This window comes from Haloferax sp. Atlit-109R (genome assembly GCF_003665865.1).
GTDB classification, from domain to species: Archaea; Halobacteriota; Halobacteria; order Halobacteriales; family Haloferacaceae; genus Haloferax; species Haloferax volcanii.
In genome coordinates this window covers 40,558-54,743 of sequence record NZ_QPLO01000004.1, presented here as the reverse complement: position 1 = coordinate 54,743, position 14,186 = coordinate 40,558, and the positions used below count along the sequence as shown (strand labels likewise).

Here is a 14,186-nt window from a genome sequence, read left to right as displayed (position 1 = left end):
CTGAGTCCACCAGGGCGGTGATTAGCTCACCAAGCGACATAGCCGGCTGGACAGGTGGGTACGTAGCGGCCCGCCCCGCTCGCCGCTGCCGCCCTCCGCGTCGCTCGTGACCGACCATTCCGGGCGTGCGGGCGCTCTCCGCACCGCCCGCGCCCGTTCCGGGCTAAAGTGCATGTGCCCTCGGCGCCAGCGGGTAAGCGCGAGGGGTTGCGCGGCGTAGCTGCTCACCCCGATTGGAAGACGTCTTACTGAGATTATTAAAAAGTTGTCATAACTATTATTTCAACAGTAACCTAGGCGAATGCGCTGATTAGTAGGCGTCTGGATAAAACAACACCGTAACCATCTCGAATTGGCCCTATTTTTCTGGCCCAACGACTAGATATTCGTCGTTTTTTCGAAGGTTCTCAATATGCGAATTGAGCGAGCCATTGTTGCTAATCTCTTTCAATTCCGCGCGGTAGTCTTTCGCCTTTGATTGATAGAGAGACTTCTCCAGCCAAAATCTGTCTTTTTCATCTTGCTTGAATACGGTAAGTACCATCAAAATGTGCAACCCGTCTACTTCGATATACGTGGCGAAAGCTCGGGTTTCTCCCCTGCGCTTCTTAATATAATCAATATCGTCGGTTACACTCTTTTCAAAAACATCGGTAGCGTTCCAGGCTCGAAGGAACTTCTCAATACGCTTTCTTATTCGCTTTTCGAGAGAAGCATCAAGCTCAGCCAAATGCTCACAAGCTTCGTTCAGATAAATAACGTATCTGGGTCGGCCAGTCTGAGCACTCATCTAGGGTCGCCAGTTAGTGATCTCCTTTCAAGGCCTGTCTGAACTCGTCACGTGTCGGAAGCTGCTGACCAGGTCGGGAGTCAGCCTCTGGACTTCTAAACTGGTTACTATTTGGAAGAAGATCTGCAGCACGACATTCGGATTCAATACGCTCCATACGGATTGAAAACCCATTAACCAGTTGCTCGAGATCAGAAATAGAACCATACAGAAGGGCTTCCTGGTTGGGCCCATGCATAGTGTGTAATGAGATAACCTTCGTAACGAGGTTCCACGCCCTTTCGTGGTAAAACTCCTCAACCATGCTAAGCTGGTACGATAAGTCCCCGGAAAACTCGTCCAAATCTTGCTGGGATATAGTAAAGTAGATATCGTCAACGAGATCAAGAAAGTCAGTTAGTAAGTCTGCTGGGTTTTCGTCACTGGACAGGTCTATGTCATACTCATCAAGGTGATCAGGAGACAGTTCTGAATGACTGTAGAGTTCCCTTTCGAAGGCTTCGAGGGTCTCCGCAAATGCCATGTATGCCTCATTATCGAACTGGCCAAGGTCATCTTCCGCGTATAGATGTAGAACCTCCTGAATCCGGACGTTTATCAAATATAGATCAACCCAGTCTTCAATCTCCCCACTGTACTCTGTGTAGAACTCTTCAAGCAGTGTCGCTCGACTAGCTTCCAGAATCTCGTTCAGAGATTCTAGAGATCCAATCGATATGGTTTTAAAGAACTCTCGATAGTCACTCTCATCCCAGACTGTCTTTCTGGAGTTGTCACCAGATGGGCGAGGCTGTTGAGGTTGTTCCGTCTCAGGTAGATCATCAAGTTCTACCGGACCAACGGTCCGTGTGCTAGGCACTAGAGTTCCAAGGTCGCCCCCATATCGATGCCAGCTATGTTGCATCTCTTCGTGGAGACCACGCTCGGCCATAGCCACGTACATCAGTTTGTTCAACTTGATATGGCCGTCATCAAATTCATCGAAAGACTTCTCTATAGAAACATCTGCGAGCGCAGCTTTTAGCCCCTTCTGAATCGCTGTGGAATAATACTCCTCCCAGCGTTCAGAGAGGTTATTCCGGGCCATAAATTCTCTTTGTAATTCTTATTCAGGGAACCTCCTAACTCTTCTGGTCGCTGTGTATCGTAGTCATTGTCTGTAATCCCCAAGTAGAGGTTGTGAAATTCCTCTCCCTGATGACCGATACACCTCTGTACTTATTGCCCCGAGCCAAGTATGACAACTGTTCTACGGCATCCGATTCTGACTGTGTAGTACGGTAGTATTTTTGAGCGCCTACAAAGGGTGCAGGCGCGTTCGGTCGTGCCTGCACAGCACAGGTGATTCGAGATGTGTTACCGCCGCCAGCGACAGGTGCACCGTCTGATAGAGGCGCGATGATCGATGTCAGTCGAACTGAACGAGATTGAGGCAGCCGAAGTCGAACTGGAGGAGTGGTTAGTCGAACAGGCCGAGAACGGTGTTCCGGAAATCGTCCTGATCGGGCTCCTCCGAGACTACGCGGACGACATCGAACACCTCGGCTACGTGCCGCGGATGTGGGGCAAGGCCGAACGATGAGGCGGACCAACATCTTCGAGGTCGTTCCGCAATCGGAACAGGCCGACACCGTCCTTCGACGTCTCCTCGATGCGTCAGCAAGCCTCTGGAACCAGCTGACGTATGCTCGCCGGCAACAGTTCTTCGCCGGCGAGAGCGTCTGGGACTGTGACGGCTACTACGACGAGTACGTCGACGTGTTGGGGTCGGCGACGACACAACAGATCACCCGCGTCAACGACGCCGCCTGGCGATCGTTCTTCGAGGCGGTCGAGGAGGCCGACCAGGAGGTCAGTCCACCCGGCTACTGGGGGAACCAAGCCGACGGGCGCGACCTGCGGACCTACATCCGCAACGACGCCTATACGATCAGCTGGGGCGAGCGCTCCCGGCTTGAGATTCCCATCGGCAGCCAGCTCAAAGACGAGTACGGCTTCGGTCGGTTCGAACGGCTCCGGGTTGCCGTCCGTGGTGAACCACACTGGCAGGGCGAGCAGGGCCGCCTCCACCTCACCTACGACGACGTCGACGAGACGTACCGGGCTCACCAGCCAGTAACGGTCGCCGAGAGCGAGCAGGCGACGCCGACGGGGACAGACACCGCCGCGCTCGATATCGGCGCGAACGTCCTCGTGGCGTGTACGAAGACGGCCGGTGACCAGTACTGGTACAGCGGCCAAGAGCCGTTTCGGCAGTTCCGTGAGACGACCCAGCGCATCGCCGACGCCAAAGCGAAGCTGCCGGATGGACAGCAGACCAGCAATCGAATCCAGCGGCTCTATCGGAAGCGGTCTCGACGCCGCGACCACGCCGTGAACGCGCTGCTTCGTGATCTGGTTGAGCGACTCCACGACGACGGTATCGAAACCATCTATCACGGCGACCTCACCGGCGTCCTTGGCGAATACTGGTCGGTCGAGGCGAACCTCAAAGCGCGTACCTTCTGGGCGCATCGGCAGTGTCTCGATCAACTCGCGAACGTCTGTGAGGAGTACGGCATTGAGGTGGCCTCACTCTCGGAGGCGTGGACCTCTCAGACGTGTCCGGAGTGTGGGGAGCGCAGGCGAACCCGCCGGCATCGCGAGACGCTGCGGTGTCCGTGCGGCTTCGAGGGCCACACTGACCTCGTCGCGTCGCGGACGCTGCTCGAACAGGCGACGAACATCGCGGTCAGGCCGACGGCACGGCCCGTGCGGTTCCAGTGGGACGACCACCAGTGGTATCCCGTCGAGGGAGCCACAGTGGCTCCCAACGAATAGCGCACAGACCCGCAAGGTGCCGCCGTGGTGTCGCCGCGACGCCAGCGAGCGGACGCTCCGTGAACGCGGAGTGGATGTCGATCCGCTGGTCGCTCGCTTTTCCAGCTGCTAGCGCTTTCAGTACCGCTCTTCTTGGGCGTTGTTTGGCCAGAATTCAGCAGTTGACCGAACGACTCAGCTGCGGTTTATTGAGCCGGCATTAGTCTCTCTCGGCTGGCTGGTGTGGTACTCTACGGCTCGCACCGCTCGCCGCGTTCCGCCCTCCGCGTCGCTCGCGACCGACCATTCCGGGCGGTCTGCCTGCAGTAGCGGGCGGACTGCCGGGCTAAAGTGCATGTGCCCTCGACGCCAGCGGGAAAGCGCGGGGGATTGCGCAGCGTGGCTGCTCACCCCCCACGCTTTCTCCGCTGGTCGCTCGCTCCGGGCGGGTCGGCGCGCGGTGCTGGATGGGTAATCTCCTCGGGCGCGCTCTCGCTCGCGCCCGGTAGGGCGCTCGCGAAGGCGCGAGCGAGAGCGCGCAGATGGTTCTGTCGGTCGGTGTCGTCGGAAAACTGCGATGTAGCAGCATCGCGGTGTCGGCGCGTGAGCGCCTTCAGTGGTACCTTGGTGTGATACCAATGTCTAGTAACAACGCTAGCGGAAAGGTCGTTTCGGTCGATGAACAGGCATTCGAGAAAGCGGGCGAGCAGGCGGTCGATGAGGACGGCTTCCCGGTCGTCGACGAGACGCCGGAGTTCGAGGCGGCGGTCGAGCAGGAGACGCAGGCGAAGGTGGATGCGAACCACCCGGACGGGATCGCGGACACGAGCAACGAGCGGATTCACGGCGTCACCCTCGAACAGGAAGAGCGCATTCGGGCGCGGGAAGCCGAACTGGAGCGCATCAGTGCCTAGGCCGAGCTGGGCACGCAGGAGGGTCGCGAGCAGCGCACGCGGGAGGTCGCTGCCCAAGGGAGCAAGGAACGCCGGCGGAAGTTCCAGAAGCGTGCCGCGAGCGTGGACCCGATGGCCGACCCTGAACGGGATGATCCCCGGGCGGAGCTCTCCCAAGATGAACTGGCGACAGTGAACACGGAGGCAGACCGACTCGCGACGCGGGTGGATGGCTGGTCACGTGCGGCGGTCAGTCGACGCCTGGCCGACGCGGTCGTCGACGGCACGGACATGACGAGTGCGGTCGTGCGGGTGTTCGAGGAGTTGCAGACGGCCCCGGGGGGCACCGTTCCCATCGACGCTCTCGAGGATGTCGATCGCAAAGAAGTGAGTGTCGAAGGGCAAATCGAGGTGCTCTGGGAGAGTGACTCGCCAGCCATCGCTCAAGTCGGGCTCATCGCAGACGAAAGCGGGCAAACGAAGGTGACGATCTGGGAGAAATCAAATGCCCCCTGGATCGAAGAAGGTGAACGGGTGCGTATCCACGGAGCGGCGAAAAATTGGTACGATGGACGCGTCTCACTAGCCGTCACTGGCTGGTCAACCCTTCATTTCCCGGAGCGCGGCCGCTGGTGGGACGAATAGCCGGTCAGAGCAGCCTCTTTTTTGCTATGTGCCGGACCGACCCAGACCCCGCCGCCCCACCCTCCGCTCCGTGCTCGCTTCGCTGCGCGCGCAGCCACAACCTCGAGACCCGGTCTGAGATTTATCCCTGAAACCGAGGGAAACGGTGCGCGACCGGGCGTGTTTGTCCCACCCCACGAGGGGTGCGGGCGTGCCCAACGCTCGGAGCTACGCATGAAAGTCGAAGGAGACTACACGTGCGACATCTGCGGCGAATCGTTCGAAACGAACGTCGAGATTGCTGCCCACATAGCAGGCCACAAGCGGTCAATCACACCAGACCACATCATTGAGGAGCTCAGACGCGTCGCCGAACAAAAAGGCCGAACGCCGATGCAACCCGAGGTCGAGGAAGAGACAGAGTTCACAGCTGGTGCCGTCCAATCAACGTTTGGCAGTTGGGAAGAAGGACTACACGAGGCGGGGCTTGAACCACTCGATCATTCCTACTCAGAAACGGAGGTAATCGAGGAGTTACAGCGCGTGGCCGAGATACTCGGTCACTCTCCGTCAGTATCGGAAATGAAGGCACATGGGGAAGTATCCCCAGCTGTGGTGAAACGGCGATTCGGATCGTGGAATACCGGACTCGACGCTGCAGAGCTATCGACGACGAAATCGGCCAAGGTTACACCGAAAGAAGTAATCTCAGCGATCCAGACTCTCGGAGAGGACCTTGGGCGACCACCGACCGCCTACGAAATGGATGAACAAGGAGCGTACGCAACGAAAGTCGCCCAGCGGCGATTCGGGAGTTGGAACGCTGCACTTCAGGAGGCAGGTTTTGACCCACATACGCGGCGAAATATCCCGGACGAGGAGTTACTGACGGAGCTCACTCGGCTCCGCGATGAACTGGGGTATGTCCCCTCAACTGTGGATATGAGAAAACACGGGGAAATCACGATCTACCCGTACATCCGAAGGTATGGCTCATGGAAGCAGGCCGTGGAGGCGGCCGGGATGGAATATCGCGGCCAGCCGAGCGGCCCAGAGCATCCCACTTGGAAGGGCGGCTACGGAGACATTTCGTACGGACCAAACTGGTACAAGCAGCGCAAACGCGCCCTGGAACGGGACGGCTTCGAGTGCCAGATGCCGGGCTGTCCGATTGACCGCGAGACCCACCGGGAACGCTGGGACCGCGACCTGAACGTCCACCACATTACGCCGCTTGGCGCATTCATCGATGCCGATGGCGTTCTGGATTACGAACGGTCGAACCGGCTTGAGAACCTGATTACGCTGTGTCAGCGCCACCATACGATATGGGAGGAGTTTGCTCCGCTCCAGCCCGATATTCGCTAACCGACTCCGGTGGTGTTTCTCGCCCCCAACGATGGGTGGCGGGGACACCAGCTTCCCGTCTCACTATGATCGATGACACGACGCTCACGACCCGTGAACGGCTTCGCATTCACCTCCGCGAAGCCCGCCGCACGACCGACTCCCCGATTGTCGAAGGACAGTTAGCCGCCGCGCTGGACGCCTGGAACGACCTGCCGCCGACACCCCTACGGGAGTGTCCCGTGTGTGGAAGAGTCGGGCTGCCAGAACGAATCCAACAACACAGGTGTAAGCCAGAACGATAGATAGCTCATTTTTGCCAGATATTATATCAATGATTCAAAAACGATAGAAGAGTCAGTACTGACCAGAGTCAAGGATTTCTAACCTACTCAATTACCTCAGCGTCTCCTCGACGCAACTCATCTGTCCATTTCTGGTTCATAGCCGTGGCAGCTCTCCATGCTATGTCGACTTTGGATGCGACATCCTCGATTGAAGATAGAGTTACTCGCTCGTGAGGGTCGTGGACCAGTGAATTCCGCGTTCTTCTGGTTTCAGCCATCTGGCTTTTCAGCCCAGGATCAATGACCCCCTCGGTAAACAGTAAATTCTCTCTTGTCGATTGACTCAAATATTCACGATCATCGTTGAGGTTCTCCAATATTTCAGTTGTGTCTTCCTCAGGCTGGTACTCTTCAGAATTGAAACGGCTCCACAAGATGTTATTTGAGTACCGCTCGATGGTCGAATGGACTAGGGTGAAATAGAGAAGAAGATCGTTCCCCAGATCTTCGTCCACTATTTCTTCGAAATCCTGCTCCGCCGCCTCCATATTCCCGATATCACCTTCTACAACGTCTTTCAAGCGCTCTACTTCCCGAATCGGGTTCGGAACCCATTGTATCTGCCCACCTTTTTCGCTCTCTCCCGTCATTCTGAACTAAGCTGTTTGGTCGGCTCCAGCCGCAAGGCATGATTGCTGTCCAGCATCAAATTAGAGACGACGACTCGATACAGGAAGTCCACTTTCTCTCTGAAACTCTCAGTATCCTCTTCCTCATCCTCAACTATCTCGTCTCCGATGTAAACCATGAGCGGACGGTTCTCACTCAGGATGTCGAAGTTCGAGTTATAATTAAAGTTAGCCGGGTCTGGGGAGTCACCGAACCACTTCTGCACAAGGTCCAATCCCTCGCTGCTGAGGAGGTAACCGTACTCAATCCCGGAATCAAGAGGCACCCAGTGAATCTTCACGACGTTACGTCCGGAAATCGCTATCTCTCCCATATTTAGGGTGTAGTCGTTCCTCTGCCGCCACTCGAATACTGTGTTGTGGAACTCAGTATCGAGCGGTAGGAAGAGATGGTCGGGGTTCCGAACTTGGCCACACCATTCCTGGAAGTTCACATGAGTTGGCTCATCGAACGGGATAGTCTCAATCTCGTTTCTCTCAGCCTTCTCATCAAGTTGATTCAGAACGTAGTGACGCTCTCCCAAGCGCAGTCGTCGGACAAAGCTCTGGATGACATCCAGAGGTTGTTCTGAATGAAGGATTTCCACAGGTGTCATACTACGTTGTCCGATCTGATTGTACTCCAAGCCGGAGTGCCCATGGTTTTCTCTCCGGGAGGGAAAATCCCAGTTCCCAATTGTCCCGTACCTCTCTGAGAACTTTTCCTGATAGAGAGTGACCTCACAGATCTCAGGCAAAAGGGTCTCCTCCGAGTACTGGTAGTGGAAGAGACGGATGAAATCCCGGATTTTGTCGAAATTCAGTTGTTGAGTCATTGTTTTACAAATCCTCTTCTACCTTTGTGGGAGCGGTTCATCTTCTTTAGCGATATCAGCCGGGGGCTCGGGTTCCTGACTAGCTTCTGCTTGGTCGCTTTCTAACTGCTCAACTTCAGCTTCTTTGGATAGCACGTCAGCCCGTTTTTCTCTCTCAAGAAGATCTCGATACTCCGATTCGTGTTGATAATCTTGATACATCAAGAACATAGAGATGCCGAAGAAGACAACTCCAGCACCTGCGATCCACTTAATCCACCAGTCGTAAGGGTAGTTTAGGTAGACGTGGGTGGAGTAGTAGATAGAGGCCGCTGAAAGTATGAGAAACACTATCGAAGTCCTCGATTTTCTGGCTTCGTTAGCTAATGGTCCTCCACCTGCCATAAACTCAGCTTTTCTACCGCTTGCTTTAGGCGGCCGCCATATAAATCTCTGTGAACGATTAGCAGTTCTCCCCATCAATTACTCTGGTTCTTCGTGTTCGGGACCTCTTCGGTCGTAACCGCCTTCTACAAGCTCGAAGGTTTCGCCAACAGGAATGATATTCGAGTCTTCAAGAAAGTATGCACCTCGATCGAATCCGTCTTCTAGGAGTGGACCTCACTTTGATTTCCCGGTGATATCGTTCACCCCCTGTACCAGGACGTCCTTCTCGACACCGCCTCAATCTCGGTGATAGAGGGTGGTGAACTCGGTAGGCTGTTCGTTGGATTCCAGGCCTGAATCTTTCTTAGCGATTCGTTCGTTAGTTGCGAAGGTGTACTAGTAAAGTTCTTTCAGGGAGAACTGTTCCCGCATAGTACGAAATCCCCAAGAGCGGCGTATTTACAACGTTATTCTCCACTTCTATATTTCTCCGTGGTCGAGTCGAGGGTGTGTTTATACGGGTTCGTTTGTAAGATGTAGTCACCAAAGGTATGGGTCGTGAGATAAAGAGGCAGCACTTCGTTCCCCGGTTTTACCTGAACACGTTCTCCGAGAACACTGAGGAGCCGTACTACCTCTATTGCTATGATCTGCCGGAGGATAGGGTGTTTGGCGCTAACACGATGAATATTGCGCAGGGAGAGTATTTCTATGACCTCTCTGACGAGCAGTTTATCGAGAACAAGTTTGCGGATTTTGAAGGAATATTCTCCCAGGCTTATGATAAACTGGTGGATAATGCTGACGTCACCACTCTAATGCCTGAGGAGAGGCACGTCATCTCCCTCTTCCTTTCCCACCAGCATATCCGGACCCGGAAGTTCCGGGAAGTCGTGAAGCAGGCATCGGAGCACACGCTGGAGACTGTCGACGAGGATGACGTCGGAGATGGAGAGGCACGGAAGGCCGTGGAAGCAGGTACGACGGAGGAAGGGGCGAAGCAGTGGCAGGCACAGCTAACTGCGAACGCTCTCGAAGGCTTTGCAGACCTTTTGTACCGGATGAACTGGTTCCTGTTCGTGAATAAGACGGAGTATCCACTGTGGACCTCAGATCATCCGATAGCGATCTTCAACCCAATTAACCCGGAACCGGATCCGGAGAGAGGGATTAAGCAACCAGGATCCAAGGTTCACGTCCCCCTGAGTACTGATCTTGTTCTGGCGCTGTATGATCCGGGGCAGTATTTCGTGAAGTCGAAGCGTGAAGAGTTGACAGAGAAGAAGCACGTCGATTTCCAGAACAAGCTGCAGGTTGAGCACTCACACCGCCAGGTCTTCTCCCCCGTAGAGGATTTCCAGTTCGCTAGAGAGGTTATCAAGGAAAATCCAGAATACGCCGAACTGGATTACTCGGACAGGTTCGTCGGATAACGCTTTGCCAGTCGGATTTGACTTCTGAGGGAACACCTATTACACTCTCGTCTCACCGATGAACTAAGAATGCGGATCTCTCGCGAATTTACCTCAGACCAGTATTCGAATGAGGCGGATTTAGCGGATGAGGAGTACAGTTTTCGGGTTGAGACGATCCTGAAGCTGGATAGTGACGAGAAGAGTTTTGACATCAGCACTCACGAGCAGTATTCCAGTGATGGGACGCCGACTCAGTCATTCGGTGGGACCTTCGTTTTCTCGGAGTGGACCGATCTGCAGGATGTAGCTGAGTTGCTTCAGCGGTATATTCGTGAGCAGGATAATCAAACACGGTCGATTACGGTTCCTTTGGACTCAGGGACAGGCTTCAACAGTCGACTTGGAAGATACATCGAGGATATTGAGGAGGCCACGTTCACTGTGAATGATTACCGGCTGGAGGTTGACGCAAATGGGCACCGTGGTGAGATACGTCACTATCGAAGATCTGTAGATCATGAGCAGCAGGATAGGAGAGGAGCGATGGCCTTCCTGGACATGGTCGATGAACTGTTCCAGGATACAGATGAGGAACCGATCCTTCACCTGGAGCACCCAGATTTACGCAGTGATGCTGTCCCTGAATACGTAGATGGCCACTACCAGAGTTGTGTTCGGACGGCCTTCCGAGTGCTTGAAGAACGGATCCGTGAGGAAGGCGGCTTTTCACAGGACGATACGGGTATGGGGATGGCTCAGGACGCGTTTAGTGAGGACGGTGGACCACTGACGTTCGCGAGTGTCGCGGCGGAGAAGAGAGGCTGGATGTATCTGTACGCGGGAGGTTTCGGTGCCCTACGTAATCCGCCGAGCCACAGAGACGAGGAGTCGATTGATCAGCAGCGTGCAATGCAAGTCCTGCACTATGTGGATCTACTTCTTAACGTCCTCGAGAGTGAAGTTGCTGATAGTGCCGGTCCATAGCTAGATCTCACTATCCGAACTGTTCTCTAAAACAAGAGGTATTGGACCCCTCTTTGAAATTTGATTTCGGTAAAAGGCACCTCCTTGTTCGTCTAAGCCATTAGCTGGCTTAATCTACGTCCGTGCCCGATTGCGTTTATTTGCCCCTCAATGGGTGAGGGGCTCGCTGTACTGGCGAGTTCCCGAAACACGGTGAGAACGATGGCAACCAGAGACATCTACGAGAGCGGATTCGACGAAGACGTCCGAACGGAATCGAGTGCGAACCAGTGTCCCGAGTGCGACGGTCGAGTCACCACGAACGCGGTCGAAACGGTCTGCGAGGACTGTGGCCTGGTCATCGACGAACAGCGCATCGATCACGGGCCGGAGTGGCGGGCGTACGACGACGAGAAGCGCGAGCGAACGGGTGCTCCACTCACTGCGGCCCGCCACGATCGCGGCCTGTCGACGGAGATCGGTCGCGGTACCGACGCAAAGGGGAACGAGATCTCCGGACAGAAGCGACGGCGACTCGCGCGGATGCGCCGTGAGCAAACCCGTGGGCGCTGGCGGTCGAAAGCGGAACGGAATCTCGCACACGGGTTGGGCGAGGTGCGCCGGCTGGCGAGTGCCCTCGAGCTCTCCAATTCGGTTCGCGACCAGGCGTGTCAGCTCTTCCGGAGCGCCCAGAATGAGGATCTGCTTCGTGGCAGATCCATCGAGGCCATCGCCGCGGCCAGCGTCTACGGGGCCTGCCGGTGCAACGGCCGCTCGCGGTTAGTGGATGAGGTCAGCGAGCTGGCCCGCGTGGCGGAGTCACGAGTCACGAACGCGTACAAAACGCTGAACGAGGAGCTGGGCCTCCTCGCTGAGCCCGTCTCCCCCAGCATGTTCGTGCCGCGACTCGCCTCGGACCTCGAGTGTCCGGACGAGATCCGACAGAGGGCCCGAGCCCTCGCGGAACAGGCCGAGGAGCGCGGCGTCACGACGGGCGTCCATCCGGCTGGGTTCGCAGCGGCCTGTCTCTACAAGGCTGGTCGCGAAGAGGGCCGATGGCTGACGCAATCCGAGGCCGCGGAGGTGGCGAACACCTCAACAACAACGATTCGGAACCATCGAGACACACTACAACAGCTGGACGATGAGCATAGAGTGGGCACCAAGAGCGATACAGAGAAGCGAGCAGCATCTGCAAAAAGCAGGGGTTAGATAAGCGTCCTCACAGAGGTTACCGATGATGGACGAAGGCTCGGAGTCGATCAGCTATTTGTCGGCTGCTGATATCCGTGACATCCACGAGTTGATCGTGGAGTCAAATGCAGACACGACCGCGGGCATCTCTTCACCAGGTGATATCGAATATACCGTCGAACATATCCAGGAAGGCCATTTCGGCCAAGTTCCCGAGTCGCTCCATGAGAAGGCATTCCAGCTGCTGCGCCTTATCGCGGCGAATCATCCATTCGTCGATGGCAACAAGCGAACGGCGCTCATGTCGACCCGAATTTTCTACGCGTTGAATGGCCGCCGTTTTGACTACAATCGGGAGATCAAAGAGATCCTGAAGGCGCTCGCGACAGATGAGAGCAGTGTCGAAGCGGACGACGTGATCACGTATCTACGAGCACACACAGAGCCGCTTGCTCCGGAGTACGAGGCGACCATCAACCTGTGGCTGGCACGGATTGAGGGAACGGACCAACTACCCACGGAACACGACACAGTCGAGCAAGACACGTATGAACCGAACGATTATGACGACGACGCCCATAGTGGGGAGTAAGAATGGCCGCTGAAAGTGAACAACCCGAGATCCCCGATGAGCTGTCCCCCGAGGAGGCACGGCAGTATCTCATCCGGTTCCTCGGCCGACAGGACCTCGACGAGCACGAGGAAATCTACGACGAACTCGCGACCGAATAGACGGCGGCCGGCAGTCACTCAGTCTTCGCAACGGCCTGTTTAGTTTCTCCTAACACCGAAGTCAACAAGGACAGCGAAGAGTACAGTGGGTACAGTACCCGTTAGGGCAGGTACAGGTCCGCGAGATGCAGCAGGTCGTGGCCCGAAGGTCGGTTACAAAGTCAGTCACGACTCGAGCCGATGGGTGATTCCATCTGAGGCGGAGACGCGGCGAACTCGCCGGCGCCGACTGTCTGGGCGTATCGGGATATTATGAAAATATATTTTTCTCAGGAAGCTATTTGTTTCTCGACTGCGTAGCTCCCAGTATGACCGAAACGTGGGATGACATCAACGAGCAGGTCAAAGCCGACTGGAAAGCCGACACCACGCCGTTCGAGCGGGTGTACGAAATCATCGAACAGACCCACGATGGGCAATCGGCAGCCGAGATCGCCGAGCGGGCCCTCGTGAGCGAGCCGACGGCGCGTCGCCACTGCAAGTCGCTCGTGAACACTGGGTTCGCGGAGACGGAACAGGACGGCCAAACAACGCTGTACAAGCGCAACAGCGACCGGGTGTTGATGTCGCGGATCCGCGAGCTGCGTGAGGAAGTTACTCGACCCGAGTTGCTCGACAGCATCCAAGAGATGAAGGCCGAGATCCGGCGCTACGAGGACCGCTACGACGTGGTGTCACCGGAGGAACTCGCCCAGCAACTCGACGCCGACGAGACGGGCGGCTGGGACGACCTCACCGCCTGGCGGACAACGCGACAGAATCTCGCCGTCGCACAAGCCGCACTCGCCTACGACGAGGCCAGCCACCAGCTCGCTGTATGAACGGTAACGACCGCGCCGGCGAGTTCGGGCCGATCTATCTTCCGGCACTCCAGCGAATTCGTGACCTCTGGCTCGAACTCGAGCCGTTAGTCGACGAAACGGCGTATGATGATGTCGTCGCCCCTACGGAACTGCAGATCAGTCTCAGCGATGGATTGGGCGACGCCGAGAACGCTCGGCTCGATATCCAGTGGAGCGAACTGGGGCTGTATTCGTTCCACTACGTCGATAGCAACGACGTCAACTGGCGCTTCGATCGCCATCCGAACACACACTCCCCCGAGATCCATTTCCACCCGCCGACCGAGGCCACGACGACGGACGCCGAACCGTCCTGTATCGACGTGACCGAGGTGTCACTCGTGACGCGTGCCGTCCATGCAATGTGGCGAACAGCGTACGAGGATAATGCACTAGATCGGCTGAATAGTGCGTCAAACCCACCGTAAAG

General features: G+C 56.2%; 15 protein-coding genes and 1 pseudogene. 11 read left to right on the top strand and 5 right to left on the bottom strand.

Annotated features, from left to right (window positions below; genetic code table 11):
• Positions 1 to 358 precede the first annotated feature (358 nt).
• Together DVK03_RS18045 and DVK03_RS18040 are read right to left on the bottom strand one after the other, a co-directional pair.
• A complete protein-coding gene (locus tag DVK03_RS18045; RefSeq protein WP_147298740.1) occupies positions 359 to 790 on the bottom strand; it encodes a hypothetical protein in 432 nt (143 codons plus the stop codon).
• A 13-nt stretch (positions 791 to 803) separates the two neighbouring features.
• On the bottom strand, positions 804 to 1,877 hold the full coding sequence (locus DVK03_RS18040) for a hypothetical protein (RefSeq protein WP_115803419.1): 1,074 nt from the start codon (positions 1,875 to 1,877) through the stop codon (positions 804 to 806).
• A 318-nt stretch (positions 1,878 to 2,195) separates the two neighbouring features.
• Here DVK03_RS18040 and DVK03_RS20165 point away from each other — a divergent pair, with 318 nt between their 5' ends.
• The 4 genes and pseudogenes from DVK03_RS20165 to DVK03_RS18020 all read left to right on the top strand — a co-directional run bounded on the left by DVK03_RS20165 (position 2,196) and on the right by DVK03_RS18020 (position 6,474).
• Positions 2,196 to 2,372, top strand: coding sequence for a hypothetical protein (locus DVK03_RS20165; RefSeq protein WP_199505999.1), 177 nt, complete (start codon positions 2,196 to 2,198; stop codon positions 2,370 to 2,372).
• The gene (locus DVK03_RS18035; protein ID WP_115803418.1) at positions 2,369 to 3,610 is read left to right on the top strand and encodes an RNA-guided endonuclease TnpB family protein; all 1,242 of its coding nucleotides are present in this window, start codon (positions 2,369 to 2,371) and stop codon (positions 3,608 to 3,610) included. Before DVK03_RS20165 ends, DVK03_RS18035 begins: the two co-directional genes overlap by 4 nt.
• A gap of 617 nt (positions 3,611 to 4,227) precedes the next feature.
• Positions 4,228 to 5,127, top strand: a pseudogene (locus DVK03_RS18025) (SOSS complex subunit B family protein).
• Between the two features lie 213 nt (positions 5,128 to 5,340).
• The gene (locus tag DVK03_RS18020) at positions 5,341 to 6,474 is read left to right on the top strand and encodes a homing endonuclease associated repeat-containing protein (RefSeq protein ID WP_147301754.1); all 1,134 of its coding nucleotides are present in this window, start codon (positions 5,341 to 5,343) and stop codon (positions 6,472 to 6,474) included.
• A gap of 367 nt (positions 6,475 to 6,841) precedes the next feature.
• Here DVK03_RS18020 and DVK03_RS18010 read toward each other — a convergent pair whose 3' ends face one another.
• The 3 genes from DVK03_RS18010 to DVK03_RS19760 are packed head-to-tail and all read right to left on the bottom strand — an operon-like array spanning position 6,842 to position 8,628.
• A complete protein-coding gene (locus DVK03_RS18010; RefSeq protein ID WP_147301753.1) occupies positions 6,842 to 7,390 on the bottom strand; it encodes a hypothetical protein in 549 nt (182 codons plus the stop codon).
• On the bottom strand, positions 7,387 to 8,244 hold the full coding sequence (locus tag DVK03_RS18005) for a hypothetical protein (protein ID WP_115803414.1): 858 nt from the start codon (positions 8,242 to 8,244) through the stop codon (positions 7,387 to 7,389). The genes DVK03_RS18010 and DVK03_RS18005 overlap by 4 nt, the downstream gene beginning before the upstream one ends.
• Positions 8,245 to 8,262: 18 nt before the next feature.
• The gene (locus DVK03_RS19760) at positions 8,263 to 8,628 is read right to left on the bottom strand and encodes a hypothetical protein (protein ID WP_147301752.1); all 366 of its coding nucleotides are present in this window, start codon (positions 8,626 to 8,628) and stop codon (positions 8,263 to 8,265) included.
• A 533-nt stretch (positions 8,629 to 9,161) separates the two neighbouring features.
• Between DVK03_RS19760 and DVK03_RS18000 the strand changes: the two genes are divergently transcribed.
• The 7 genes from DVK03_RS18000 (at position 9,162) to DVK03_RS17975 (ending at position 14,184) form a co-directional block, all read left to right on the top strand.
• The gene (locus tag DVK03_RS18000) at positions 9,162 to 10,043 is read left to right on the top strand and encodes a DUF4238 domain-containing protein (RefSeq protein WP_115803413.1); all 882 of its coding nucleotides are present in this window, start codon (positions 9,162 to 9,164) and stop codon (positions 10,041 to 10,043) included.
• A gap of 69 nt (positions 10,044 to 10,112) precedes the next feature.
• The gene (locus tag DVK03_RS17995; RefSeq protein ID WP_115803412.1) at positions 10,113 to 11,009 is read left to right on the top strand and encodes a TIGR02391 family protein; all 897 of its coding nucleotides are present in this window, start codon (positions 10,113 to 10,115) and stop codon (positions 11,007 to 11,009) included.
• Between the two features lie 201 nt (positions 11,010 to 11,210).
• A complete protein-coding gene (locus tag DVK03_RS17990; protein ID WP_233521833.1) occupies positions 11,211 to 12,200 on the top strand; it encodes a transcription initiation factor IIB family protein in 990 nt (329 codons plus the stop codon).
• 28 nt (positions 12,201 to 12,228) lie between these two features.
• Positions 12,229 to 12,774 carry a type II toxin-antitoxin system death-on-curing family toxin gene (locus DVK03_RS17985; protein ID WP_115803692.1) on the top strand — a complete coding sequence of 182 codons (546 nt, stop codon included), beginning with the start codon at positions 12,229 to 12,231 and terminating at the stop codon, positions 12,772 to 12,774.
• Between the two features lie 2 nt (positions 12,775 to 12,776).
• Positions 12,777 to 12,914: a hypothetical protein gene (locus tag DVK03_RS20160; RefSeq protein ID WP_004043292.1), complete on the top strand. Its 138-nt coding sequence runs from the start codon at positions 12,777 to 12,779 to the stop codon at positions 12,912 to 12,914.
• A 308-nt stretch (positions 12,915 to 13,222) separates the two neighbouring features.
• Positions 13,223 to 13,735, top strand: coding sequence for a winged helix-turn-helix domain-containing protein (locus tag DVK03_RS17980; protein WP_004061500.1), 513 nt, complete (start codon positions 13,223 to 13,225; stop codon positions 13,733 to 13,735).
• Positions 13,732 to 14,184 carry a hypothetical protein gene (locus tag DVK03_RS17975; RefSeq protein WP_115803411.1) on the top strand — a complete coding sequence of 151 codons (453 nt, stop codon included), beginning with the start codon at positions 13,732 to 13,734 and terminating at the stop codon, positions 14,182 to 14,184. Before DVK03_RS17980 ends, DVK03_RS17975 begins: the two co-directional genes overlap by 4 nt.
• Positions 14,185 to 14,186 lie beyond the last annotated feature (2 nt).

Excerpts from the sequence above, each read along its gene's own strand:
- DVK03_RS18045 (WP_147298740.1), bottom strand. The coding sequence starts at position 790 with ATGAGTGCTCAGACTGGCCGACCCAGATACGTTATTTATCTGAACGAA.
- DVK03_RS18040 (WP_115803419.1), bottom strand. The coding sequence starts at position 1,877 with ATGGCCCGGAATAACCTCTCTGAACGCTGGGAGGAGTATTATTCCACA.
- DVK03_RS20165 (WP_199505999.1), top strand. The coding sequence starts at position 2,196 with ATGTCAGTCGAACTGAACGAGATTGAGGCAGCCGAAGTCGAACTGGAG.
- DVK03_RS18035 (WP_115803418.1), top strand. The coding sequence starts at position 2,369 with ATGAGGCGGACCAACATCTTCGAGGTCGTTCCGCAATCGGAACAGGCC.
- DVK03_RS18020 (WP_147301754.1), top strand. The coding sequence starts at position 5,341 with ATGAAAGTCGAAGGAGACTACACGTGCGACATCTGCGGCGAATCGTTC.
- DVK03_RS18010 (WP_147301753.1), bottom strand. The coding sequence starts at position 7,390 with ATGACGGGAGAGAGCGAAAAAGGTGGGCAGATACAATGGGTTCCGAAC.
- DVK03_RS18005 (WP_115803414.1), bottom strand. The coding sequence starts at position 8,244 with ATGACTCAACAACTGAATTTCGACAAAATCCGGGATTTCATCCGTCTC.
- DVK03_RS19760 (WP_147301752.1), bottom strand. The coding sequence starts at position 8,628 with ATGGCAGGTGGAGGACCATTAGCTAACGAAGCCAGAAAATCGAGGACT.
- DVK03_RS18000 (WP_115803413.1), top strand. The coding sequence starts at position 9,162 with ATGGGTCGTGAGATAAAGAGGCAGCACTTCGTTCCCCGGTTTTACCTG.
- DVK03_RS17995 (WP_115803412.1), top strand. The coding sequence starts at position 10,113 with ATGCGGATCTCTCGCGAATTTACCTCAGACCAGTATTCGAATGAGGCG.
- DVK03_RS17990 (WP_233521833.1), top strand. The coding sequence starts at position 11,211 with ATGGCAACCAGAGACATCTACGAGAGCGGATTCGACGAAGACGTCCGA.
- DVK03_RS17985 (WP_115803692.1), top strand. The coding sequence starts at position 12,229 with ATGGACGAAGGCTCGGAGTCGATCAGCTATTTGTCGGCTGCTGATATC.
- DVK03_RS20160 (WP_004043292.1), top strand. The coding sequence starts at position 12,777 with ATGGCCGCTGAAAGTGAACAACCCGAGATCCCCGATGAGCTGTCCCCC.
- DVK03_RS17980 (WP_004061500.1), top strand. The coding sequence starts at position 13,223 with ATGACCGAAACGTGGGATGACATCAACGAGCAGGTCAAAGCCGACTGG.
- DVK03_RS17975 (WP_115803411.1), top strand. The coding sequence starts at position 13,732 with ATGAACGGTAACGACCGCGCCGGCGAGTTCGGGCCGATCTATCTTCCG.